The sequence below is a fragment of the Dokdonella sp. genome (assembly GCF_051958935.1).
Taxonomy (GTDB): Bacteria; Pseudomonadota; Gammaproteobacteria; order Xanthomonadales; family Rhodanobacteraceae; genus Dokdonella_A.
Map to the genome: position 1 here is coordinate 1 of NZ_JBQCFP010000081.1, position 24,536 is coordinate 24,536.

At 67.1% G+C, this 24,536-nt stretch carries 20 protein-coding genes and 1 pseudogene; 11 read left to right on the forward strand and 10 right to left on the reverse strand.

The genetic code is table 11. From position 1 onward, the window contains the following. The 3 genes from ACTHK2_RS07140 to ACTHK2_RS07150 form a co-directional block, all read left to right on the forward strand. Positions 1 to 400, forward strand: a 400-nt coding sequence (locus ACTHK2_RS07140; protein ID WP_440245017.1) for an amino acid--tRNA ligase-related protein, incomplete at its 5' end; no start/stop codon positions are given. 139 nt (positions 401 to 539) lie between these two features. Beyond that, positions 540 to 1,589 carry an HD domain-containing phosphohydrolase gene (locus tag ACTHK2_RS07145; RefSeq protein ID WP_440245018.1) on the forward strand — a complete coding sequence of 350 codons (1,050 nt, stop codon included), beginning with the start codon at positions 540 to 542 and terminating at the stop codon, positions 1,587 to 1,589. 33 nt (positions 1,590 to 1,622) lie between these two features. Further along, positions 1,623 to 3,773 carry an ATP-binding protein gene (locus ACTHK2_RS07150; RefSeq protein WP_440245019.1) on the forward strand — a complete coding sequence of 717 codons (2,151 nt, stop codon included), beginning with the start codon at positions 1,623 to 1,625 and terminating at the stop codon, positions 3,771 to 3,773. Between the two features lie 26 nt (positions 3,774 to 3,799). Here ACTHK2_RS07150 and ACTHK2_RS07155 read toward each other — a convergent pair whose 3' ends face one another. Beyond that, positions 3,800 to 4,720, reverse strand: coding sequence for a crotonase/enoyl-CoA hydratase family protein (locus tag ACTHK2_RS07155; protein WP_440245020.1), 921 nt, complete (start codon positions 4,718 to 4,720; stop codon positions 3,800 to 3,802). A 415-nt stretch (positions 4,721 to 5,135) separates the two neighbouring features. On the opposite strand from ACTHK2_RS07155, the gene ACTHK2_RS07160 reads away from it, so the two are divergent. Then, on the forward strand, positions 5,136 to 5,441 hold the full coding sequence (locus tag ACTHK2_RS07160; protein ID WP_440245021.1) for a PilZ domain-containing protein: 306 nt from the start codon (positions 5,136 to 5,138) through the stop codon (positions 5,439 to 5,441). Positions 5,442 to 5,463: 22 nt separating this feature from the next. On the opposite strand, the gene ACTHK2_RS07165 is transcribed toward ACTHK2_RS07160, so the two are convergent. Next, positions 5,464 to 7,146 carry a long-chain-fatty-acid--CoA ligase gene (locus ACTHK2_RS07165; RefSeq protein ID WP_440245022.1) on the reverse strand — a complete coding sequence of 561 codons (1,683 nt, stop codon included), beginning with the start codon at positions 7,144 to 7,146 and terminating at the stop codon, positions 5,464 to 5,466. Positions 7,147 to 7,288: 142 nt separating this feature from the next. Here ACTHK2_RS07165 and ACTHK2_RS07170 point away from each other — a divergent pair, with 142 nt between their 5' ends. Then, the gene (locus ACTHK2_RS07170; RefSeq protein ID WP_440245023.1) at positions 7,289 to 7,714 is read left to right on the forward strand and encodes a nuclear transport factor 2 family protein; all 426 of its coding nucleotides are present in this window, start codon (positions 7,289 to 7,291) and stop codon (positions 7,712 to 7,714) included. A 360-nt stretch (positions 7,715 to 8,074) separates the two neighbouring features. Here ACTHK2_RS07170 and acnA read toward each other — a convergent pair whose 3' ends face one another. From acnA to ACTHK2_RS07190, 4 genes are all read right to left on the reverse strand, one after another. After that, positions 8,075 to 10,825 carry an aconitate hydratase AcnA gene (acnA, locus tag ACTHK2_RS07175; protein WP_440245024.1) on the reverse strand — a complete coding sequence of 917 codons (2,751 nt, stop codon included), beginning with the start codon at positions 10,823 to 10,825 and terminating at the stop codon, positions 8,075 to 8,077. 245 nt (positions 10,826 to 11,070) lie between these two features. Then, positions 11,071 to 11,694, reverse strand: a complete 624-nt coding sequence (hflD, locus tag ACTHK2_RS07180; protein WP_440245025.1) for a high frequency lysogenization protein HflD — start codon at positions 11,692 to 11,694, stop codon at positions 11,071 to 11,073. Next, entirely contained in the window at positions 11,687 to 12,799 is a 1,113-nt protein-coding gene (mnmA, locus tag ACTHK2_RS07185) for a tRNA 2-thiouridine(34) synthase MnmA (RefSeq protein ID WP_440245026.1), read from the reverse strand. Before mnmA ends, hflD begins: the two co-directional genes overlap by 8 nt. Before the next feature lie 67 nt (positions 12,800 to 12,866). Then, a complete protein-coding gene (locus ACTHK2_RS07190; protein WP_440245027.1) occupies positions 12,867 to 13,337 on the reverse strand; it encodes an NUDIX hydrolase in 471 nt (156 codons plus the stop codon). A gap of 142 nt (positions 13,338 to 13,479) precedes the next feature. Here ACTHK2_RS07190 and clpS point away from each other — a divergent pair, with 142 nt between their 5' ends. Together clpS and clpA are read left to right on the forward strand one after the other, a co-directional pair. Next, positions 13,480 to 13,806 carry an ATP-dependent Clp protease adapter ClpS gene (gene clpS / locus ACTHK2_RS07195; protein ID WP_440245028.1) on the forward strand — a complete coding sequence of 109 codons (327 nt, stop codon included), beginning with the start codon at positions 13,480 to 13,482 and terminating at the stop codon, positions 13,804 to 13,806. Positions 13,807 to 13,986: 180 nt separating this feature from the next. Continuing rightward, positions 13,987 to 16,266 (forward strand): ATP-dependent Clp protease ATP-binding subunit ClpA, encoded by a 2,280-nt coding sequence (clpA, locus tag ACTHK2_RS07200; protein ID WP_440245029.1) that lies wholly within the window; start codon positions 13,987 to 13,989, stop codon positions 16,264 to 16,266. A gap of 355 nt (positions 16,267 to 16,621) precedes the next feature. On the opposite strand, the gene infA is transcribed toward clpA, so the two are convergent. From infA to trxB, 4 genes are all read right to left on the reverse strand, one after another. Further along, on the reverse strand, positions 16,622 to 16,840 hold the full coding sequence (gene infA, locus ACTHK2_RS07205; protein WP_131997832.1) for a translation initiation factor IF-1: 219 nt from the start codon (positions 16,838 to 16,840) through the stop codon (positions 16,622 to 16,624). A gap of 107 nt (positions 16,841 to 16,947) precedes the next feature. Beyond that, complete coding sequence (gene aat, locus ACTHK2_RS07210) at positions 16,948 to 17,670, reverse strand: leucyl/phenylalanyl-tRNA--protein transferase (RefSeq protein ID WP_440245030.1); 723 nt, start codon at positions 17,668 to 17,670, stop codon at positions 16,948 to 16,950. A 102-nt stretch (positions 17,671 to 17,772) separates the two neighbouring features. Continuing rightward, positions 17,773 to 18,936: a GNAT family N-acetyltransferase gene (locus tag ACTHK2_RS07215; protein WP_440245031.1), complete on the reverse strand. Its 1,164-nt coding sequence runs from the start codon at positions 18,934 to 18,936 to the stop codon at positions 17,773 to 17,775. Between the two features lie 144 nt (positions 18,937 to 19,080). Then, on the reverse strand, positions 19,081 to 20,031 hold the full coding sequence (gene trxB / locus ACTHK2_RS07220) for a thioredoxin-disulfide reductase (RefSeq protein WP_440245032.1): 951 nt from the start codon (positions 20,029 to 20,031) through the stop codon (positions 19,081 to 19,083). A gap of 215 nt (positions 20,032 to 20,246) precedes the next feature. Here trxB and ACTHK2_RS07225 point away from each other — a divergent pair. From ACTHK2_RS07225 to lolA, 4 genes and pseudogenes are all read left to right on the forward strand, one after another. After that, positions 20,247 to 20,597 (forward strand): annotated as a pseudogene (locus ACTHK2_RS07225) (alanine dehydrogenase); the annotation flags it as partial. Between the two features lie 169 nt (positions 20,598 to 20,766). Then, a complete protein-coding gene (locus ACTHK2_RS07230) occupies positions 20,767 to 21,312 on the forward strand; it encodes an NAD(P)-binding domain-containing protein (protein WP_440245033.1) in 546 nt (181 codons plus the stop codon). Between the two features lie 104 nt (positions 21,313 to 21,416). After that, the gene (locus tag ACTHK2_RS07235; protein WP_440245034.1) at positions 21,417 to 23,744 is read left to right on the forward strand and encodes a DNA translocase FtsK; all 2,328 of its coding nucleotides are present in this window, start codon (positions 21,417 to 21,419) and stop codon (positions 23,742 to 23,744) included. A 63-nt stretch (positions 23,745 to 23,807) separates the two neighbouring features. Next, positions 23,808 to 24,458, forward strand: a complete 651-nt coding sequence (lolA, locus tag ACTHK2_RS07240) for an outer membrane lipoprotein chaperone LolA (RefSeq protein WP_440245035.1) — start codon at positions 23,808 to 23,810, stop codon at positions 24,456 to 24,458. Positions 24,459 to 24,536 lie beyond the last annotated feature (78 nt).

Here is a 24,536-nt window from a genome sequence, read left to right on the forward strand (position 1 = left end):
GGAGCTCTTCGAGGCGACCGTCGAGGGCACGCTCGTGCAGCCGACCTTCATCACCGACTACCCGGTCGAGGTGTCGCCGCACGCGCGCGCGAGCGACCGCGCCCCCGCGGTGACCGGCCGCTTCGAGCTGTTCGTCGGCGCCAAGGAGATGGCCAACGGCTTCTCCGAGCTCAACGACCCCGAGGACCAGGCCGCGCGCTTCCGCGCCCAGGTCGCGGCCAAGGACGCCGGCGACGACGAGGCGATGCATTTCGACGCCGATTACATCCGCGCACTCGAAGTGGGCATGCCGCCGACGGGGGGCCTCGGCGTCGGCATCGATCGCCTCGTGATGTTCTTCGCCGACGTGCCCTCGATCCGCGACGTGCTGCTGTTCCCGTACATGCGCCCGGAAACGTGAACCGCGCCTCGCGCAGGGATACTTGTGGACGAGCGGGCGCGCCCGCGTGCTAACCTAGGGTGAAGACACCGCCTGTGCAGGATTGGCTCAGCGGTGGGTGTTTCCCCTGAGCGTCCGCAACGCGTTCGCGGAGAGTTGCGTGAATGTATTGATCGTCGATGACCAGTCCTCGGCTCGCACCATGCTCCGGCATGTGGTCGAGGCGATCGGCCCGGGCGTCCATACCGCCGATTTCGGCAACCCGGTCGAGGCGCTGCGCTGGTCTGAGGCGCATGCGACCGACCTCGTCCTGCTCGACTACCGCATGCCCGACATGGACGGGCTCGAGTTCGCGCGCCGCTTCCGTCGCTCGCTCTCGCGCCGCGACGTGCCGATCGTGCTGATCAGCGTGGTCGGCGACGAGCCGGTGCGCCAAGCGGCGCTCGAAGCCGGGGTGATCGACTTCCTGGTCAAGCCGGTGCGCCCGCGCGAGCTGCGCACGCGCTGCAAGAACCTGCTGCAGCTGCGCCAGCAGGGCGAATCGGTCAAGGAGCGCGCCCGTTCTCTCGAGGAACGCGTGCTCGAAGGCGTGCGCGAGGTCGAGCAACGCGAGCGCGAAACGCTGTACCGGCTCGCCCGGGCGATCGAATACCGCGACTGCGGCACCGGCCTGCACCTGCTGCGCATGTCGCACTATGCCGAAGTGCTGGCCGAGGCGCTCGGCATGAGCGAGGAGGAAGTCGCGATCCTGACCTCGGCCGCGCCCCTGCACGACATCGGCAAGATCGGCATCCCCGACGCGGTCCTGCTCAAGCGGGCGAGCCTGACCGACGAGGAAATGGGGGTCATGCGCCGACACCCCTTGATCGGATACGACATCCTGCGCGACAGCAAGAGCAAGTTCGTGCAGATGGGCGCCCTGATCGCGCTGCGCCACCACGAACGCTGGGACGGCAGCGGATACCCGGACGGGCTCAAGGGTGAGGAAATCCCGTTGCCAGCGCGGATCGTGGCCGCCGCGGACGTATTCGACGCCCTTACGTCCGAACGACCCTACAAGCGTGCGTGGACGCCGGAAGAGGCGTTCGACTACATGACGGCCCATCGTGGCACGCTTTTTGATCCTTCCTGTGTGGACGCATTGAAGGCGAACGAGGCGCGCATCCTCGACATCCTCACTGCGAAACTGGAACCGCCGGGAGAAGGCTGAACGCCGCGATCCCGGTCGCTGCCGAGGTAGGGCATGCACCCTCTGCTGGCCAAGCTCAAGTCGCGCTTCCAGAAGCGCCCCGACAGCGAGCATGAACAGGCGATCGTCCGCATGGCGATCGTCACGGTCTTCCTGGTCTACCTCGCCGGGCTGGTCACCGTTTCCGGCTCGCATACCGCGACGGTGCAAGGCGCGCTGCGCTACGTCATGCTCGACGCGGTGGTGGGCGCGGCGATCCTCGGCTGGCTCATCCGCCGTCCCGGCGTATCGCATCCGCGCCGCGTGCTCGGCATGCTCACCGATTACGGCTCGATCGGCGCGATCATGGCGTTGTCGGGCCAGGAAGTCGCACCGCTCTACGTGATCATCATGTGGGTCACGATCGGCAACGGCCTGCGCTACGGACCGACCTACCTGCGCGCGGCGATCGGCCTCGCGAGCCTGTCGTTCTTCGCGGTGATCACCACCACACCGTTCTGGCAGCAGAACAAGGCGCTGTCGTGGGGACTCCTGTGCGGGCTCATCGCGATTCCGATGTACCTGTCCTCGCTGCTGCGTGCGTTGACCCGCGCGACCGAAGACGCACGGCGCGCGAATGCGGCGAAGAGCACCTTCCTCGCCAACATGAGCCACGAGTTCCGCACGCCGCTCAACGGCATCGTCGGCATGTCCGAGCTGCTGGCGACGACGCGCCTCAGCACCGAGCAGCGCGAATGCGCGACGGTGATCCAGACCTCGGCGAAGACCCTGCTCGGGCTGATCGAGGACGTGCTCGACATTTCCGCGATCGAAGTCGGCAAGCTGCGCCGCGTCGACCACGATTTTCGCCTCGACGACCTGCTCGACGGCCTGCGCGTGATGCTGCAGCCGCTCGCCAACGGCAAGGGCGTGCTGTTCGAAATCCGCGTCGCGCCCGGCACGCCGACCTCCCTGCACGGCGACGCCAACCATCTGCGCCAGATCCTCATCAACCTCGTTTCCAACGCGATCAAGTTCACCGAGGAAGGCAGTGTGGTGGTCGAGGTGTCGCAGCGGACGCGCGGCGAATCCGCCGGCGCCGCGTCGTCGACCCTGCTGTTTTCCGTGCGCGATACCGGCGTCGGCATCCCGACGGAAGCGCAGGCACGCATCTTCAACGCGTTCGAGCAGGCCGACAGCGGCCACGGACGCCGCTTCGGCGGCAGCGGCCTCGGCACGACGATCGCCAAGTCGCTCACCGAACTGCTCGGCGGTCGCATCGGCTTCGAGAGCTTCGAAGGCGAAGGCTCGCATTTCTGGGTGGAACTGCCGTTCGCGCTCGTCGCGCCGGCGGCGGCGGAGGCGGTCGATCCGCCCAACGTCATCGCGTTCGGCGACCCGTTCGTGCGCCATCGAGCGCGCACGCGGTCGCTGCAGCTGCTCATCGCCGACGACCAGCCGACCAACATCACGGTGCTGCAGCGCCTGCTCGAGAAGGCCGGGCACAAGGCAATCGCGGTCAACAGCGGCGAGGAAGTCCTCGACGCGATCGAACAGGGCGATTTCGACGCCGTCATCATCGACCTGCACATGCCCGGCGTCAGCGGCCTGGACGTGCTCAAGCAGGCACGCGTGATGCAGGCGGGGCGCACGCCGACACCGTTCGTGATGCTGAGTGCCGATGCGACGACCAGCACCGTGCGCCAGTGCGAGCAGGCGGGCGCGCGCGCATTCCTGACCAAGCCGGTGCAGATCGCTCGCCTGCTCGACACGCTCGGCGACATCGCCAGCGCGCCGACGGCGACGGAGCGGGCCGGCACGGAACTCACGGCGGTCGGCCGCGACAAACCGCGCACCCCGAGTTCACCGATCGAACCCGACGTGCTGCGCGAACTCGAGGAACTGCAACTCGGTACCGATTTCGTCTCGCTCTTCGTCGACGAATGCCTGCGCGATGCGCTGGCGAACATCGGTGAACTCGAGCGGGCGGGTGCGGCGGCGCGATGGGACGCTTTCCGAGACGGCTGCCATGCACTCAAGGGCGTAGCGGGCAACATGGGCGCGACGCATCTTTCGGAAGCCGCCGCCACGGCGATGCGGCTGGGCAACTGGCAACTGCCGCGCGAGTGGCGACAGTCGGTGCGTGGCCTGCGCGAACACCTCGAGGTCGCGCGCGTCGCCCTGAAGGGCAAGCCGGAACATGCCGAGGCCGAGCGGCCGTCCTGACACGGACGCTCGGCCAGTCGAACGGGTCAACCCATCGCGGACTGCACCATCTCCAGCTGAGGCGCCGCCATTTCCTGCGGCCGCTTGCGCTGCGCCCGCACGAGGCGTTCCATCGTGCGCAGCGACTTGTCGCCGAGCTGCATCGCCGTGTCGACCCAGATCTCGGTGATCTGCATCAATTCGACCAGGCTCACCGGAGCGCGCATCTGGCGCACGCGGTTCATTGCCGTGCGTGCGTGCGAGATGCGCTGGTTGCGGCGGATCAGGTCGTGCACGGCGGCGACGCCTTCGCCCTTCGGCACCAGCACGTCGACCACGCCGAGGCGGTGCAACTCGTCGCTCGAATAGATGGTGCCGTTGAGCATCATCTCCTCGGCGAAACGCGGGCTGACGCGCTGGCAGAGGAAGGAGTACGCGCCCATGCCCGGGAAAAGGTCGAACAGCACCTCGGGGAAACCCATGCCGACACCGCTTTCGGCGACGATCGAATGGCACGACAGCGCCGCTTCGAAACCACCTCCGAGCGCATCACCCTGGACCAGCGCGACGCTGTGCATGTGGCGGTTGAGCTGCTCGTGGAATCCGTACACGCCTTCCACGCACTGGCGCGCGTAGGCGAGCAGGTGTTCGCGGTTGCGCGCCTTGATCAACCGGCAGAACAGCTCGAGGTCGCCACCGAGGTTGAACACGTCTGCGTCGGACGCGAGCACGACGTGCGCGATGCGCTCGTCGCCATTGGTGGACTGCAAGGTCAGCCGGTCCGATACGCGCTTCTGGAACTCGCGTATTTCCTTGATGAGCAGCGTGCTGAAACACGCGCGATAGCCGCTGTCGCGCGGGAAACGCGTCGCGTGCATGAAACACCAACTGGCGTTGGCGACGGGATCTTCTTGTGTACGCAGCAGGCGGAAATCGTTGTCGCGATGCAGCGCTTCGACGGCACTCATGTTGCACCCCTGGAGAGTTAAGAGGCCGATCGTGATCGCCGCCGAACGGCCGACGAATGGTGTTGCACATCCCGGTGCCTGATCCGTGCGATCGCGATCGAGTCTAGCGTAAACGCCGAGGAGCATTGACAAATACGGTCAGATGTGACATGTCAATATCAATTCTGTCGACTGCGTCACGGAATTGCATGCGGCACGGTGCATATCCATACTGCCGCGGCGGGAAAAACCAGGGGATCCGCCGGACTCGGGATCGTGCGCGCCCGCGCTCGCGCGGGTGCGAGTCAGGTACTAACATTTCCGCGATGGTTCGGTTCTTGCAGGAACCGAATCGGGACAAGTCTGGGGCTGCAAGCAGCACGCGCGAGGAAGCATGACCAACGAAGGGGAAAAGAAAAACCTGCGGCCGGCTCGCATGTCGATCCGTTCCGCCGTGCTGATCAGCAGCGGCTTGAACGCCTGGAGCAGCGAGATCGAGGACATCTCGGCGACCGGCGTGCTTGTCGCCAAGCCGGACAACTGGCGCGGCAAGGTCGATGACGTCTTCGTGCTCGACATGCTGAGCGGCGAGGCGCTCGACATCCATGTCGATGCACGCCTCGCGCGCGTGACCGAGACGCAGCTCGGTTTTGCCTATGAGCGCATCCCGGAGAACAAGGAAGCGCCGTTGTGGAACCTGCTCGGGGGCTACGCCGACCGCCTCGAGCCGTATTCGGCCTGAAAGCGGGGCAGGGCCGGCAGCCTCAGGAGGCGGCGGCCGACTCGCGCAACTCGCGGCGCAGGATCTTGCCGACGTTGGTCTTCGGCAGGGATTCGCGGAATTCGACGTATTTGGGCAGCTTGTAACCGGTCAGGTTGGCCTTGCAGTGCGCGCGCACGGCTTCCTCGGTGAGTGCCGGGTCCTTCTTCACGATCACCAGTTTGACCGCCTCGCCGGATTTCTCGTCCGGTACGCCGACCGCGGCGACCTCGAGCACGCCGGGCATCTGCGCGACGACGTCCTCGACTTCGTTCGGATACACGTTGAAACCGGAGACGAGGATCATGTCCTTCTTGCGGTCGACGATGTAGACATAGCCGCTCGGGTCGATGCGCGCGATGTCGCCGGTGCGCAGCCAGCCGTCCGCCGACAGCACTTTCGCCGTCTCCTCGGGGCGGTTCCAGTAGCCCTTCATGACCTGCGGGCCGCGGATGCACAGCTCGCCGATCTCGCCGAGCGGGAGCACGTTGCCGTCATCATCCTGGATGTTGACGTCGGTCGACGGGATCGGCAGGCCGATCGAGCCGTTGTATTCCTTGAGGTCGAGCGGGTTGATGCAGGCGGCCGGGCTGGTTTCGGTGAGGCCGTAGGCTTCGAGCAGGGCGCAACCCGTCACGCTCTTCCAACGCTCGGCGACGGCCCGCTGCACCGCCATGCCGCCGCCGAGCGTCAGGTGCAGTTTCGAAAAGTCGACCTCGTCGAAACCGGGCGTGTTGAGCAGGCCGGCGAACAGCGTATTGACGCCGGAGAGCGCACTGAACCGGATCGACTTGATCGACTTGACGAAGCCCGGCATGTCGCGCGGGTTGGTGATCAGGTGGTTGAAGCCGCCGATCCGCGCGAACACCAGGAAGTTCGCCGTCAGCGCGAAGATGTGGTACAGCTGCAGCGCAGTGACTACGACCTCTTCGCCCTCGAGCAGGTTGGAGCAGATCCATGCCGACGACTGCAGCATGTTCGACACCATGTTGCGATGGGTCAGCATCGCGCCCTTGGCGACGCCGGTCGTGCCGCCGGTGTACTGCAGGAAGGCGAGGTCCTCCGGGCCTACATCGACCCTGGCGAACTTCGATCGCGTGCCGCGCCCGAGTGCCTCGTTGAAGCGGATCGCGTTCGGCAGCGAATAGGCAGGCACCATCTTCTTGACGTGGCGCACGACGAAGTTGGTGATCGCCGACTTCGGGAAGCCGAGCATGTCACCCACGCCGGTGACAACGACGTGCCTGCACGGCGTCTCGGCGAGGACTTCCGCGGCGGTATGGGCGAAATTCTCGAGCACGATGATCGCGCTCGCACCCGAATCCACCAACTGGTGCTTGAGCTCGCGCGGCGTGTACATCGGGTTGACGTTGACGACCGTCAGACCCGCGCGCAGCACCGCCATGATCGCGATCGGATATTGCAGCAGGTTGGGCATCATGATCGCGACGCGATCGCCCTTGGCGAGCTTGAGGTCGTTGACGAGGAATGCCGCGAACGTCGCACTGAGCCGATCGAGGTCGCCATAGGTGATGGCGCGCCCCATGTTGGTGAAGGCAGGCCGGTGGCGAAAGCGATCGCAGCACTCCTCGAGCAGCGCCACCACCGAGCGGTACTGACCCGGGTCGATCTCGGCCGGCGTCCCCGCCGGATAGCTGGCCAGCCAGGGACGGTTCGTGTTCGCCATGCAATTCCCCCGTGGGCGGCGTCGATCGCGCAGACGCGCCGGATTCGTTTACCCTGCGACGATCCGCACGGGTACGGTCGATTGCAGCACAAGGCCGGAACGAGCGGCAAGCCGCAATGCAACGTGGCCCGGCGAGGTGAACGTGCGTCCGACCCTGATTCTTCTTTCCTGCCTGCTGTTCGCCGCCTGCGCGCGACAGCCCGACGACGAGGCGATCCGCGCGGCGATCACCGCGGGCGCCGCGGCGATCGAAGCACACCGCGGCAAGGAAGTGCTCGACCTCGTCACCGAGGATTTCGTCGGCAACGACGGCGTCGACCGTGCGGGACTCGCCAACGTCCTGCGCGCCCAATTGCTCGGCGCGAACGCGCTCGGCGTGCGCATCGGCTCGGTCGCGGTCGAACTGCACGGCGACCGCGCGGTCGCGCGCTTCGACGCCGACATCACCGATTCGAGCGGCCGCTGGATCGCCGATCGCGCGACCACCGTACATTTCGAAACGGGCTGGCGCCGCGAGGATGGCGCCTGGCGCTGCTACAACGCGAAGTGGTCGGACGGCGGGTCGTGATCGGCGTGCGGCGCGGTCGAACCGCCGGACGTCCTCCTCGATGGGTTTGGGAGAACGTGTCGCCGCCGGGCCCGCCCCGGAATTCCGTTCGCGCTGAGCGCAGCCCGCGCAGTGCGAAGTCGAAGCGCCGGCCATCACTCGTGTAGAGGCGTGCTGTAGGAAACGCAAGGGCCAAAAATCGCCCAGCAGCAACCGGCGTCATTCCCGCGGAAGCGGGAATCCATGTTGCTCTTGCGCTGGATGCACGCGCGGAATGCGCCGTGAATCCCGTCACGCGGCCGGGATGCCGGCGAAAAAAAAACGGCGCGGAAATTCCGCGCCGTCTTCTTTTCGCGTGCGTGCACGCGCGTGGCAGCGCGCTTACGCGGCCTTCTTCGCCGCCAGCTGGCGCAGCACGTACTGCAGGATGCCGCCATGGCGGAAGAACTCGCGTTCCTTCGGCGTGAGCAGCAGCACGCGCACCTTGAACGCCTTGCGGCTGCCGTCGGCTGCCGTGGCGACGACATCGGCGATCTTCGCTTCGCCGTCCTGCAGGCCGGTGACGTCGAAGGTTTCCTTGCCGGTGAGGCCCAGCGACAGCGCGTTCTCGCCGTCCATGAACTGGCACGGCAGCACGCCCATGCCGACGAGGTTCGAACGATGGATGCGCTCGAAGCTCTCGGCGATCACGGCCTTCACGCCGAGGAGCAAGGTGCCCTTCGCGGCCCAATCACGCGACGAGCCGGTGCCGTATTCCTTGCCCGCGAGCACGACCAGCGGCGTCTTCTCCGCCTTGTACTTCATCGCGGCGTCGTAGATCGCCATCTGCTCGCCGCTCGGCACGTGCAGGGTGTAGCCGCCTTCGACGCCGGACAGCATGAGGTTCCTGATGCGGATGTTGGCGAACGTGCCGCGCACCATGACGTCGTCGTTGCCGCGACGCGAGCCGTAGGAGTTGAAGTCCTTCGGATCGACGCCCCTGGCGATCAGGAAGCGGCCCGCCGGGCTGTCCTTCTTGATCGAGCCGGCCGGCGAGATGTGGTCGGTGGTGATCGAATCGCCGAACACGCCGAGCGCACGCGCGCCGTGGATGTCCTCGATGCGGCCGGCCTCCTTGCCCATGCCTTCGAAATAGGGCGGGTTCTTGATGTAGGTCGAATCGTCCCAGCGATAAACCGAACCGTCGGGCGAGGCGATCTGGTTCCAACGGCTGTCGCCCTTGAACACGTCGGCGTAGTTCTTGGTGAACATCGCCGGGTTGATCGCGCCCGCGATCGTATCGGAAATTTCCTTGTTGCTCGGCCAGATGTCCTTGAGATAGACCGGCTGGCCGTCGTTGCCGACGCCGAGCGGTTCCTTCGTGAGATCGATGTCGAGCGTGCCCGCGAGCGCGTACGCGACCACGAGCGGCGGCGAAGCGAGGTAGTTCATCTTCACTTCGGGATGCACGCGGCCCTCGAAGTTGCGGTTGCCGGACAGCACCGATGCGACCGCGAGATCGCCCTCGGCGATGCCCTTGCTGATCTCGATCGGCAGCGGCCCCGAGTTGCCGATGCAGGTGGTGCAGCCATAGCCGACCACGTAGAAGCCGACCTTCTCGAGTTCCTTCAGCAGGCCGGTCTTCTCGAGGTAGTCGGTCACGACAAGCGACCCCGGGCCGAGCGAGGGCTTCACCCACGGCTTCGCCGTGAGCCCCTTCGCCGCGGCCTTCTTCGCGAGCAGGCCGGCGCCGAGCATGACCGCCGGGTTGGAGGTGTTCGTGCACGAGGTGATCGCGGCGATCACGACCGCGCCGTCCGCGAGCTTGAACGACCGGCCATCCTTCTCGACTACGACGCCGCCATTGATGAGCGAGTTGGCTGGGTTGCCGATCGCCGCGCTGCCGCCCTCGGCGATGTAGTCGGCCGTCGCCTGCGTGCGCGGCCTGCGGTTCGCGGTGAGCGGGCCGACGGCGTCACGGAAGCTCTTCTGCACCCCCTCGAGCAGGACGCGATCCTGCGGACGCTTGGGACCGGCCAGCGACGGCTTGACGTCGCCGAGGTCGAGTTCGAGCGTCGCGCTGAACTCCGCCGCCGGCGTCGACTCGTCGTGCCACAGGCCCTGCGCCTTCGCGTACGCCTCGACGAGGCGGATCTGCGCTTCGTCGCGGCCGGACAGGCGCATGTAGGCGAGTGCCTCGGCGTCGACCGGGAAGATGCCGCAGGTCGCGCCGTACTCGGGCGCCATGTTGGCGATCGTCGCGCGGTCGGCGAGCGGCAGGTGCTTGAGGCCGTCGCCGAAGAACTCGACGAACTTGCCGACCACGCCGAGCTTGCGCAGCATCTGCGTCACGGTGAGCACGAGGTCGGTGGCGGTCACGCCTTCGGCGAGCTTGCCGGTGAGGCGGAAGCCGACCACCTGCGGGATCAGCATCGACGACGGCTGGCCGAGCATCGCGGCCTCGGCCTCGATGCCGCCGACGCCCCAGCCGAGCACGCCGATGCCGTTGATCATCGTCGTGTGCGAGTCGGTGCCGAACACGGTGTCCGGGTAGGCCCAGCTTTCGCCGTCCTTGTCCGCGGTGAACACGACGCGCGCGAGATGCTCGAGGTTCACCTGATGCACGATGCCCGTGCGCGGCGGCACGACCTTGAAGTTGTTGAACGCCTTCTGGCCCCAGCGCAGGAACGAGTAGCGCTCCTGGTTGCGTTCGAATTCGATCTCGACGTTCGTTTCCAGCGCCGTCGGCGAGCCGAACGCGTCGACCTGCACCGAGTGGTCGATCACGAGTTCGGCCGGCGCGAGCGGATTGATCTGCGTCGCGTCACCACCGAGCTTGACCACCGCGTCGCGCATCGCGGCGAGGTCGACGACGCACGGCACGCCGGTGAAGTCCTGCAGCACGACGCGCGCGGGCATGAAGGAGATCTCGGTGTCCGGCTCCTTCTTCGCGTCCCAGTTCGCGACCGCTTCGATCTCCTTCGCGGTGACGTTCAAGCCGTCCTCGTGGCGCAGCAGGTTTTCGAGGAGGATCTTCATCGAGTACGGCAGCCGCTTGAGGTCGAAGCGCTGGCCGAGCTTGACCAGGCTGGCGTAGTGATAGCGCTTGCCGTTGACCTCGAGGACGTCCCGGGTCGAGAACGAATCTGTCATCTGCATCTCCTGCTGGCTGGCGTTTCGCTTGGCGCAAGGCCGCGGCGGCGCCGCGGGCGCGGTCCTGGGACGGACCGGCGAATGGGCCCGCCATTATCGCGCAAACCCTTGGCCTACGCCAAAAGAGGCCTTCGACAGCGACAGCCTGAAACACGAAGGACACGAAGACGAGAAGGGATGATCGGTGCCTGCTGCCGGATGCCTTCGGATTCGCTCTTCCTTCGTGTTTCAGCCCTTTCCGGCCATCAGCCCCGGTCGAGCGTGCTGCGGGCGAGGAGGCCGCGCGCGAGCATCGCGTATTCGCGCCGGCGCAGCAGCAGGCGCAGCTGGCCGCCGCCGACCTGGCGCCAAAGCACGGCGGCGCGTACCGCGGCGAGCAGCAGGGCGCGGATCTGCGCGACCACCTGCGGATTGGACAGCTGCACGGGATTGCCGTGGACGACGACGCGCGGGCGCAGTTGCGACAGGGTCGCGACGTAGAGGTCGGCGAGGCGCGCCTGCACGGTCGGGTGGGCGAGGCCGAAATGGTCGGCTTGGCGCTGGATGCCCTCGATGCCATCGCGCAGCGCGCGCTGCATGCGTGGGTTGCGTGCAAGGCGCTTCTGCAGGCGCAGGGTGCCGAGCACGAGGCGGGTCAGGGCGAGGTTGCGCTCGGCGCCCTCGAACTGGTGCAGCAGGGTCTCCAGTCCCAGGCGGACGCCGTCGAGGCCGCCGAACACGGCGGCGGCACTGTCGGCATCGATGCGGAACACGCTCGCGAGGCTCGCCTCGATGCTCGCCGCATCGGCGCGTCCGCGCGTGGCGACCTCGTGCACGAGCCGGCAGCCCTGCAGCACGCCGGCGAGCGCGATCACCCGCGACTCACGCATCACGCGCCTCCCAGCCGCCGTACGGCGCGTCGCTGCATTCGATCACGGCTCCGCCGAGGCAGGCCTCACCGTCGTAGAAGACGACCGACTGCCCGGGCGTGACCGCGCGCTGAGGCGCGTCGAAGGCGACCGTGCAGCCGCGCGCATCGAGTTCGACCGAGCAGGGCTCGGGCGCCTGTCGATAACGCGTCATCGCCGTGCATCGGAACGACGTCGCCGGCGCGGTGCCGGCGACCCACGTCGGCGCGCTCGCCGCGAGCCGATGCGACTGCAGCCAGTGGTTCGCATGGCCTTGCGCGACGTAGAGCACGTTGTCCACCACATCCTTGCCGATCACGTACCAGGGTTCGCCTTCGGCGCCGCGGCGTCCGCCGATGCCGAGGCCACTGCGCTGGCCGAGCGTGTAGTAGAACACGCCGGCGTGCTCGCCGACCGTGGTGCCGTCCGGCGTCCGCATCGGCCCCGGCCGGGCCGGGATGTATTCGGCGAGGAACGAGCGGAAGTCGCGCTCGCCGATGAAGCAGATGCCGGTGGAATCCTTCTTGTCGTGCGTGGCGAGCCCGGCCTCGCGCGCGAGCGTGCGCACCTCGGATTTTTCCAGGTCGCCGAGCGGGAACACCGTCGCGGCAAGTGCGTGCTGGCCGAGCGCATGCAGGAAGTAGGTCTGGTCCTTGCCCGTGTCGCGTGCGCGCAGCAGGCGCCAGCGGCCGTCGACGCAGTCGACGCGGGCGTAATGGCCGGTGGCGATGCGTTCCGCGCCGAGCGCCTGCGCGTGGTCGAGGAAGGTCTTGAACTTGATCTCGCGGTTGCACAGCACGTCCGGGTTCGGCGTGCGCCCGCGGCGGTACTCGGCGAGGAAGTGTTCGAACACCTGGTCCCAGTATTCGTCGGCGAAGTTGCGCAGGTACAGCGGAATGCCTAGTTTCGCGCTCACCGCCACCGCGTCCCGGCGGTCCTCGTCGGCGCGACATGGGCCGCGTCGCTCGTCCTCTTCCCAGTTCTGCATGAAGAGGCCCGCGATCGATTCGCCTGAGCGCTGCAGCATCAGGGCGGCGACCGACGAATCGACGCCGCCGGACATGCCGACGATGGTGCGTGCCCTCACCGCGTCGGACGTCCGGGCAGGTCGCGCACGGCGGCGCCCGCGCGCCGTCCCCGGGTGCAGCACGTGGTCATGGTTCCACGCTGAACGCACGCACGCTGTCGAGCGGCAGGCGCCGGCCGCCGAGCCAGTCGTCGATGCTCGCGAGCACCATCGGGCTGCGCAGGCGCGTTGCGGCCAGGGCGATCTCTTCGCGCGTGAGCCACAGCGCGCGCAGGATGCCCGCATCGAGCGGGCGCGCGGCGTCATGGCGCAGGGGCTCGGCACCGAACGTGAAGCGCACGAACTGGCTGCCCGATGGCGAGCGCCACTGCTGCACGCCGAGCAGGCAGGTCAAGCCGACGTCCCAGCCGGTTTCCTCGCGCGTCTCGCGCAGGGCGGCGTCATGCAGGGATTCGTCGGGTTCGAGGTGGCCGGCCGGTTGGTTGAGCACGATGCGACCGCGCACGTTTTCTTCGACGAGCAGGAACCGACCGTCATGTGGCACGACGGTGGCGACCGTCACATGTGGACGCCAGACGTCCTCTTCAAGCTCGGTCACGATGGCGGGAATTCGGGTCATCGCGCCAGTGTAACAGCCCGTGCCGTGCAGGCCTTGTACACGGAGCGGGCGGCACCATCTGCGCAGCGTGCCGGCATGCCGCGGCGCTATACTCGAAGCCGACGAAATCGAATCCTTGCCGATGGCGAACCAATCCGACCAACAACCCGAACGTGGCCCCGGCCTGGCCGTCGAGGAGGCGCGCCCCGAGGTCGTGCGCCCGCCGCTGTACCAGGTGGTCCTGCTCAACGACGACTTCACGCCGATGGATTTCGTGGTCGTCGTCCTCGAAACCTTCTTCAATCTCGACCGCGAACGCGCGACCCAGGTCATGCTGCACGTGCATACGCGCGGCAAGGGCGTTTGCGGCGTCTTCACCCGCGAGGTCGCCGAAACCAAGGTGACCCAGGTCAACGAGTTCTCGCGCAGCCACCAGCACCCGTTGCTGTGCACGATGGAAAAGGCTTGAACTGCACCTGGAAAAGCGCGGCGACGGGTGCCGCGATGCCCCGCGGAACACGCTGGCTTCAGTGGAAGCGACCCAGCGAAGGACGATTGCAGCGACCAGGGACGATCGCACCGTTGAACCCGCCGGGCCGGTCCACATATTGCATGCCATTCTGGTAATACGCAGTCCGGAGCACCCTGAATGTTCAGCAAGGATCTCGAGGTCACCATCGGCCCGTGCTACAAGGAGGCACGCGAACAGCGTCATGAGTTCATGACGGTGGAGCACCTCCTGCTCGCGCTGCTCGACAACGCGTCGGCGATCGCCGTGCTGCGCGCCTGCGGCGTCGACACGGCCAAGCTCGCCCGCGACCTCCGTTCGATCATCACCGAAACCGTTCCGGTGCTGCCGCCGAACGACGAGCGCGACACGCAGCCGACGCTCGGCTTCCAGCGCGTGTTGCAGCGCGCCGTCTACCACGTGCAGTCGTCGGGCAGGAAGGAAGTCACGGGCGCCAACGTGCTCGTCGCGATCTTCGGCGAGAAGGATTCGCACGCCGTCTACTTCCTCGGCCAGCAGGAAGTGTCGCGCCTCGACGTCGTCAACTACATCTCGCACGGCATCGCCAAGATTGGCCACGAATCAGGTGGTTCGCAGCCCGCGAGCGGCGAGGGCGGCCGCGACGCCGAAGGTGGCGAGGAAGCGCGCGGCAACCCGCTCGCCGAGTTCGCCAACAACCTCAACGAACTCGCGCGCCAGGGCAAGATCGACCCGTTGATCGGCCGCAACGAGGAGATCGAGCGCACGATCCAGGTGCTGTGCCGCCGGCGCAAGAACAATCCGCTCTACGTCGGCGAGGCCGGCGTCGGCAAGACCGCGCTCGCCGAAGGCTTGGCCAAGCGAATCGTCGAGGGCGACGTGCCCGAGGTGCTCGCGCACTGCACGATCTGGGCGCTTGACCTCGGCGCGCTCGTCGCCGGCACCAAGTACCGCGGCGATTTCGAGAAGCGCCTCAAGGGCGTGATCGGGCAGCTCAAGAAGGAGCCGGGCGCGATCCTGTTCATCGACGAAATCCACACGATCATCGGCGCCGGTTCCGCCTCGGGCGGCACCATGGACGCGTCCAACCTGATCAAGCCCGTGCTCGCGAGCGGCGAGCTGCGTTGCATCGGCTCGACCACGTTCCAGGAATACCGCGGCGTGTTCGAGAAGGATCGCGCGCTCGCGCGGCGCTTCCAGAAGATCGACGTCGTGGAGCCTTCGATCGCCGACAGCGTCGAGATCCTCAAGGGCCTCAAGACGCGCTTCGAGGAGCACCACAAGGTCGAGTACACCAACGACGCGCTGAGGGCGGCGGTGGACCTGTCGGTCAAGCACATCGCCGACCGACTGCTGCCGGACAAGGCGATCGACGTGATCGACGAGGCCGGCGCGCGCCAGCACCTGCTGCCCGAGAAGGACCGCAGCGGGCTCGTCGACGTGCCCGATATCGAGTTCATCGTCGCGCGCATGGCACGCATCCCGCCCAAGCAGGTGTCCGCGTCCGACCGCGACGTGCTGCGCAACCTCGACCGCAACCTCAAGATGGTCGTGTTCGGCCAGGACGAGGCGATCGACAAGCTCGCCGCCTCGATCAAGATGGCGCGCTCGGGCCTCGGCAACCCGGCCAAGCCGATCGGCTGCTTCCTGCTGACCGGCCCGACCGGCGTCGGCAAGACCGAGGTCACGCGCCAGCTCGCGATGCAGCTCGGCATCGAGCTGGTGCGCTTCGACATGTCCGAATACATGGAAGCCCATTCCGTGTCGCGCCTGATCGGTGCGCCCCCGGGTTATGTCGGCTTCGACCAGGGCGGCCTGCTGACCGAGCAGATCGTCAAGCATCCGCACTGCGTGCTGCTGCTCGACGAGATCGAGAAGGCGCATCCGGACGTCTACAACGTGCTGTTGCAGATCATGGATCGCGGCGCATTGACCGACACCAATGGGCGCGAGGCGAACTTCAAGAACGTGATCGTCGTGATGACGACGAATATCGGCGCGCAGCAGGCATCGCGCCGCACGATCGGCTTCGTCGACCAGAACCACACGACGGACGCGATGGAAGCGCTCAAGCGCGCGTTCACGCCGGAGTTCCGCAACCGCCTCGACGCGATCGTGCAGTTCAACTCGCTGGATTTCGAGCACATCCTGCGCGTCGTCGACAAGTTCCTCATCGAGCTCGAGACGCAGTTGCAGGAGAAGCACGTCGTGCTGCACGTCGACGCCGACGCGCGGCGCTGGCTCGCCGAGCACGGCTTCGACCCGCAGATGGGCGCACGCCCGATGGCGCGCGTGATCCAGGAGAACGTCAAGCGCCTGCTCGCCGACGAACTGCTGTTCGGCAAGCTCGCCGAGGGCGGCAAGGTGCTGCTGTCGGTCAAGGACGGCAAGCTCGCGGTCGATTGCGAGGCCGCGGAGAAGCTGCCCGCGGTAGTGGAGTAGGGCATCGTTCGTTCATGAACCGCAAAAGGCCGCGCAGTGCGCGGCCTTTTCGTTTCTTCGATCCGGTTGCACGGACCATGCCGGGTTCCACTCGCCACGGTCCGCCCCACGGTCGTCGTTCCCGCGAAATCGGGCTGTGCTCATGGCGAGAGCAAGATCAAATTGAATTCCCGCTTTCGCGGGAATGACGTCGGTGTGCCCGGGCGAGCGGACACGCTTTGCCCGGCCATGCCGATGGCTGATCCGCTGCGTGGACGGGTGGCGGCCTGCACATGACGCTGGCCGGATGAGCGGGAGCCGAGCTGAAGCAGGGGATCAACGCCAACCCCATGTCCCGAATGAGCGCACGCTGCGCTCACTTCATGCGGTAGGTGATGCGGCCCTTGGTGAGGTCGTACGGGGTCATCTCGACCTTGACCTTGTCACCGGTGAGGATGCGGATGTAGTTCTTGCGCATGCGGCCGGAGATATGCGCGGTCACCACGTGGCCGTTCTCGAGCTTCACGCGGAACATCGTGTTCGGAAGGGTCTCGAGGATCGAGCCTTCCATTTCGATGACGTCGTCTTTGGACATTGTTTCCCGATATGCCCGGGCGTCAGGCCCGGAAAGGCGCGCGATTCTGCCACGATCGGGCGGCTGCGGGAAGCGAAAATGTCCGCAATATGCGTGTTCGAGCGGTTTCAGCATGCCAGATCGGAGGGTTGCAGCGGCCTGAAGCGCTCGCGCCAGGGTCCGTCGAGGCCCGGTCGGGCGGTCAGCGCGGCGACGGCGGCACAGAAGTCCGCTCGCGCCATTTCGCGCGCGCCGAGAGTGAACAGGTGATCGGATGCGACCTGCGCGTCGAGGAGTGGCCAGCCCCAGTCGTGCATTGCGCGGCACAGAGCGAGCAGGGCCACCTTCGAGCCGTTCGTAGCCGCGCTGAACATCGATTCACCGAAGAACATCCGGCCGATCGCCACGCCGTAGATGCCGCCGACAAGGCGATCGCCGTCCCATGCCTCCACCGAATGCGCGTGGCCGAGCGCATGCAACTCGCCGTATGCGGCGAGCATGTCGTCGGTGATCCACGTGCCGTGCTCGCGTCGGCGCGGCGCCGCGCAGGCGCGCATGACGGCAGCGAACGCCGTGTCCGCGCGGATGTGCCAGCTGCACGTGCGCAGCCACCGCGCGAGCCGACGTGGCACGTGGATCGATCCCGTGTCGAAGACCGTGCGCATCGACGGCGACCACCAGAGGATCGGCTGGCCGTCCGAATACCATGGAAAGATGCCCTGGCGATAAGCCGACAGCAGCCGCGCCGGCGAGAGGTCGCCGCCCGCCGCGAGCAGCCCGTCGGGTTCGTCGAGCGCGCGGCTGACGGGTGGAAACACCGTGGTGCCTGCAGGCAGCCAGTGGATTCTCATTTCGCCCAGCCGGTGAGCGAGGCCGAGGCGGGCACCGTGGACGCTTCCTGCAGGCTCATATGGCTCGAATGTACATCCGCGACGACCGCAGGTTGCGCCGCTTTAATCTTCCACGCGCGCAGCCGCATACGGCGAGTGCGCGAGGAGGTCGCCGCGGTATTCCTCGAGCGCGTGCGCTTCGCGTCGCAGCGCGGCGGCGATCGCCGCGCGGAAGCGCGGTTCGGCGATCCAGTGGAACGAGCGCGTGCGCGTCGGCAGGAAGCCTCGCGCTAGCTTGTGCTCGCCCTGCGCACCGGGCTCGAACACGTGCAGTCCTTCGCGCAGGCAATACTCGATGCCCTGGTAGTAGCAGGCTTCGAAATGCAGTCCCGCGACCGATTCGCGACAGCCCCAATAGCGTCCGTACAGGGTGTCGCCGCCACGCAGCATCAGGCTGCCGGCGACGGTTTCGCCGCCACGGCGGCACAGCACGGCCACCACGTTGCGCGGCATCGTCGCCCCGAGATGGCGGAAGAACGCGAGGGTGAGGGCAGGGTAGTTGCCTTTCTCCTCGAATGTCGCGAGATAGAAATCGTGCAGCATCTGCCATTCGTGCCCGTCGAGTTCGTCGCCGTGGCGGATGTCGCAGTGTATGCCGGCGCGTGCGACGCGCGCGCGTTCCTGGCGGATGTTCTTGCGCTTCCTGTGGGTGAGCGCGTCGAGGAAGTCGTCGAAGTCGCGCCAGGCAGCCCCGTCGGCGACTGGCGGGTTGCGCCAGTGGAATTGCCAGTCGAACCGCGGCAGCCATGCGCCGCCGGCGAACGCCTGCGCATCGGCGGGCGAAGCGAAATTGAGATGGGCGGACGACAGGTCGAGCCGTTCGGCCTCGTCGCGGATCGCCTCCAGCAGCGTGCGTCGCAGCGCATTTGCGCCGGTGCCCCTGCCGCCGAGCAGGCGTGAACCGCCGACCGGGGAATAAGGCACCGCGCACAGCAGCTTCGGGTAATACGCGAAGCCGTGGCTCGCATACGCATGCGCCCAGCTCCAGTCGAACACGAACTCGCCGTGAGAGTCGTACTTGAGGTAGAGCGGCGCCGCCGCGACGAGCCGATCGCCTTCGTACAGGCCGAGGTGATGCGGCTGCCAGCCGTTGTGCACGGTCGCGCAGCCGTGTTCCTCGAGTCCGGAAAGGAACGCATGCGCGAGGAACGGGCTGTCGTCGCCGCGCAGCGCATCCCACTGCGCAGCGGGAATGTCCCGCAGCCGGCCATGGAAGCGCACTTTCATCGTTGGGGCGAAGGCGAGACGGTCCGGAGGGAAGGCGAAAGCTGAAACATGGAGCACACGGGACACACGAAGGAAAAATCTTCGGATTTGCTTGTTGCCTTCTCCGAGTGCTCCGAGTGATCCGTGTTTCAGGGGCTTTTCAGGTCAGCCCTTGTCGAGATACTTCTCGGCGTCGAGGGCGGCCATGCAGCCGAAGCCGGCCGAGGTGACCGCCTGCCGATAGACCTGGTCGGCGACATCGCCCGCAGCGAACACGCCCGGCACGCTGGTCGCGGTCGCGCCGCCCTCGAGGCCGGTGCGGATCACGATGTAGCCGTTCTTCATCTCGAGCTGGCCGTCGAAGATCGAGGTGTTCGGCGTGTGGCCGATCGCGATGAAGGCGCCGCTGACCGCGACCTCGCGCTTGCTGTCGTCGAGGGTGCTGCGCAGGCGCAGGCCGGTGACGCCGGCGCCGTCGCCGAGCACTTCATCGACGGCGTGGTTCCAGACGATCTCGACCTTGCCCGCGCGTTCCTTCTCGAACAGCTTGTCCTGCATGATCTTCTCGGCGCGCAGCTTGTCGCGGCGGTGCACGAGGGTGACCTTGCGGCAGATGTTGGAGAGGTAGAGCGCCTCCTCGACCGCGGTGTTGCCGCCGCCGACGACGGCGACGTCGTGGTCGCGGAAGAAGAAGCCGTCGCAGGTCGCGCAGGCGGATACGCCCTTGCCCTTGTAGTGCTCCTCCGAGCGGATGCCGAGGTACTTCGCGGTCGCGCCGGTCGCGATGATGAGCGCATCGCAGGTGTACTCGCCGGCATCGCCCTTGAGGCGGAACGGCCGCTGCGTGAGGTCTGTGCTGTGGATGTGGTCGAACACCATCTCGGTGTTGAAGCGCTCCGCATGCTCGGCCATGCGCCGCATGAGGTCCGGGCCCTGCAGGCCTTCGACATCGCCGGGCCAGTTGTCGACGTCGGTCGTCGTCATGAGCTGACCGCCCTGGGCGAGGCCGGTGATGAGGGTCGGCTTGAGGTTCGCGCGTGCGGCGTACACCGCAGCGGTATAGCCGGCCGGGCCGGAACCGAGAATGATCAGTCGCGAGTGCTTGGCAGTGCTCATGTATAATCCGGGCCGCTTTCGAGGCGACCGACTCGTGGCGTTTTCCGTACACCGGCGCATCGATCGATGTGGCCGGCGAATCCGATTCCTCGCTCGTCGAAGCGCCGCTTGCGGCGACCGTCGTGCGGGAGACCGGAGGATGGAGGGAACGCGTGCACGATTCAAGGCGCCCTGCGTCCAACGACTCCGGCAATACTTCTTTCGAGGAACCTGCAATGCGTATCGGTGTGCCTTCGGAAACCAAGACCCTGGAAGGGCGCGTCGCGCTCGTGCCGGCTGCCTGCGCCGATCTCGTGCGCCGCGGCCACGAGGTGTACGTGCAGGCCGGGGCCGGCCTGAAGAGCGGCTACAAGGACGAGGACTACACGCGCGTCGGCGTCAAGATCGCCGCGAACGCGAAGAAGCTGTACGAGGTGGGTGAACTCATCGTCAAGGTGAAGGAACCGATCGCGGGCGACCTCAAGCTGCTGCGCAAGGACCACCTGCTGTTCTGCTACCTGCACCTCGCACCGGAGCCCAAGCTGACCAAGGCGCTGCTCGACATCGGCCTCACCGGCGTCGCATTCGAGAGCGTGCAGGAAGACGACGGCTCGCTGCCGCTGCTCGCGCCGATGTCGATCATCGCCGGCCGCATCGCGACGCAGATCGGCACGCACCTGCTGCACCAGCCGGCCGGCGGCAAGGGCAAGCTGCTCGGTCGGCGGCCTGCCGTCGACCGAGCGCGGCAAGGTCGTCGTGCTCGGCGCCGGCGCCGCGGGCGGCAATTCCGCCGCGCTCGCCGCCGCGATGGGCGCGAACGTCGTCGTGTTCGACAAGCGCCAGGACCGCCTCGCGCAGATGATGGCGCTCGGCAGCAACGTGACCGCGCTCTATCCGTACGAGGAATACGTCGCGCGCGAAGTGCGCGACGCCGACCTCGTCATCGGCGCCGTGCTGATCCCCAGCGCGAAGGCGCCGCACGTCGTCACGCGCAAGATGGTGAAGTCGATGGAGCCGGGCTCGGTGCTCGTCGACATCTCGATCGACCAGGGTGGCTGCTTCGAGACGTCCAAGCCGACGACCTACGCCGAACCGACCTACCAGGTGGACGGCGTCACCCACTTCTGCGTGACGAACATGCCCGGCGCCGTGCCGCAGACCTCCTCGCAGGCGATCTGCGCGGCGATCCTGCCGTACGTGCAGCGCCTCGCCTCGGACAAGAACTGGAAGAAGTTCGAACCGCTCAAGCGCGGCATCAACGTCGAGGGCGGCAAGATCGTCCATCCGGCGCTGAAGGGCTGAGAGGCTTGCATCCCGCGCGGGCGCTCGTCCCGCGCGGGAGGCTGGTCACTGAATTTCCAGTCAATACAGTGGCCTGTCAGAGAAACTTCAGGTAGATTCTCCCGGTGGCGCGTCCAATCAAATCCGCTAAACCGGCCCCGCAGCTCGACGAGCATTGGCACAAGCGCCTGCGCGAAGCAGGCTTCCTGCTGCTGCTGCCGTTCGCGATCTACCTGTTCGCCTGCCTCGCGAGCTACAGCCCGAACGATCCCGGCTGGTCGCATGCGGGCGACCCCGCGCGCGGCATCCACAATTTCGGCGGCGCCTTCGGCGCCTGGATCGCCGATCTGGTGTTCTATCTGATCGGCGTGGTCGCCTATGCGTTCCCGCTGCTGCTGCTCGTCGTCGGCTGGGTCGTCCTGCGCGGCGCGGTGCGCGAGGAACGCTCGCCGCTCGAGCCGACCCTGCGCCTGATCGGGTTCGTCTCGTTCTTCGTCGCCGCTCCCGGCCTCGCGTTCCTCCAGGGGGCCGGGCCGAGCGTGCTGCCGTCGGGCCGTGGCGGCATCCTCGGCCACCTCGTCGGCGGCAGCCTCGTCGGCAGTTTCGGCCCGCTCGGCGCGGGCCTGTTCCTGCTCGCCTTGCTGCTCATCGCGATCACGCTCGCGACCGGGCTCTCCTGGTTCAAGCTCATGGACGCGATCGGTCGCTTCCTCCTCGGCGCGGGCGCCGGCGTCGCCGATCGCATGAAGCGGGCCGAGGACTGGAACGCCGCACGCGAGGCGCGTGCCGAACGCGAGGTCGTGCGCAAGATCGAAACGGTCAAGCAGGCCAAGCGCGAGCCGATCCGCATCGAGCCGGTCGTCGCACCGATCGAAAAGAGCGAACGCGCGCAGCGCGAAACGCAGATCCCGCTGTTCTCGGGCGCGGCTGACTCGGGCCAGCTGCCGCCGCTGTCGCTGCTGGACGAGCCGCGCCAGCAGGTCAAGGGTTATTCGGAGGAGACGCTCGAGGCGCTGTCGCGCCAGGTCGAGCTCAAGCTCAAGGATTTCCGCATCGAGGCGCAGGTCGTCGGCGTGTTTCCGGGACCCGTCATCACGCGCTTCGAGATGCAGCCAGCGCCCGGCATCAAGGGCAGCCAGATCTCCACGCTCGACAAGGACATCGCGCGCGGCCTTTCGGTGACGAGCGTGCGCGTGGTCGACGTGATCCCGGGCAAGTCGGTGATCGGCCTCGAGATCCCGAATGCGAACCGCGAGATCGTCTACCTTTCCGAGATCCTGCGCTCGGACAAGTACGACGCGCTGAAGTCGCCGCTCGCGCTCGCGCTCGGCAAGGACATCGGCGGCAAGCCGGTCGTCGTCGACCTCGCCAAGATGCCGCACCTGCTCGTCGCCGGCACGACCGGTTCGGGCAAGTCGGTCGCGGTCAACGCGATGGTGCTGAGCCTCCTGTACAAGTCGAGCGCGAAGGACGTGCGCCTGATCATGATCGACCCGAAGATGCTGGAGCTCTCGGTCTACCAGGGCATCCCGCACCTGCTCGCGCCGGTCGTCACCGACATGAAGGAGGCCGCCAACGCGCTGCGCTGGTGCGTCGCCGAGATGGAACGACGCTACAAGCTGATGTCCGCGGTCGGCGTGCGCAACCTCGCCGGCTTCAACAAGAAGGTCAAGGACGCCGACGACGCCGGCCACCCGTTGCTCGATCCGCTGTTCCGGCCCGATGCGTCGCAACCCTCGCGCGTGGCCGAGCCGCTGCAGCCACTGCCGTACATCGTCGTCATCATCGACGAGTTCGCCGACATGATGATGATCGTCGGCAAGAAGGTCGAGGAACTCATCGCGCGCCTCGCGCAGAAGGCGCGCGCCGCCGGCGTGCACCTCGTGCTCGCCACGCAGCGTCCGTCGGTCGACGTCATCACCGGCCTGATCAAGGCGAACATTCCCACCCGCATCGCGTTCCAGGTGTCGAGCAAGATCGATTCGCGCACGATCCTCGACCAGTCCGGCGCGGAAACGCTGCTAGGCCACGGCGACATGCTCTACCTGCCGCCCGGCACCGCGATGCCCGAGCGGGTCCACGGCGCCTTCGTCGACGACCACGAAGTGCACAAGGTCGTCGACTGGCTGCGCCAGCAGGGCGAGCCCGACTACATCGAGGGCGTGCTCGAGGAAGTGCAGTCGCTCGGCAACGGCCAGGTCATCAGCGAGACCGGCCTGCCGCAGGACGCCGGCGACGGCGAAGGCGGCGAGGACGCACAGCTCTACGACAAGGCGGTCGCAATCGTGACCAAGACGCGCCGCGCGTCGATCTCCGGCGTGCAGCGCCACCTGCGCATCGGCTACAACCGCGCTGCGCGCCTGATCGAGCAGATGGAACGCGACGGCGTCGTCAGCGCGCCCGAGCACAATGGCAACCGTACCGTGCTCGCGCCGCCGCCGCCGGGCGACTGAGCCGGCTCCGATTCATCGATCGCGCGCATAATCGCGCGCCGTGATCCACCGACGACGACTTCCATGCGCCTGATCGCCGCCCTCGCAGCCCTCACCCTGGCCACCCACGCCGGCGCCGCCGACAGTGCGCGCGCGCGCATGGAGGCGTTCTCCAGGGACCTGCACGCGGTGAGCGGCCGCTTCAGCCAGTCCGTCACCGATGCCAATGGCCATCGTGGTGACGAATCACGCGGCACGCTCGCGCTCGAAGCGCCGCGCCAGTTCCGCTGGGAGACCATCGCGCCCTACCAGCAGACGATCGTCGCCGACGGCGCCAAGGTGTGGGTCTACGAACCCGATCTCGAGCAGGTGTCCGTGCGCAACCAGAGCGCGGCCGAAGCGCACAGTCCCCTCACCGTGCTGACCGACCTCTCGCAGCTCGACAGCCAGTTCACCGCGTCCGAAGCCGGCGAGCGCGATGGCCTCGCGTGGTTGCGCCTGGCCTCGAAGGCGAAGGAGCCGGACTTCGAATACGCCGAACTCGGCTTCGACGCGACCGCTTTGCAACGCATGCGCTTCAAGGACCAGCTCGGCAACGTCACCGAGATCCGCTTCTCCGATTGGAAGCGCAACCCCGCCCTGCCTGCAGGCACGTTCCGCTTCACGCCGCCCGAAGGCGTCGACGTCGTCGGCGACGTCAAGCCCGATGCCGAAGTGATGCCGTTGCGCGACTGACGTGACAGGCATCACCCGCGATCCTTGACGACTGCGCCTGCCGCGCCGCCGTGCGCATCGCGATGATTCTTCCGCACC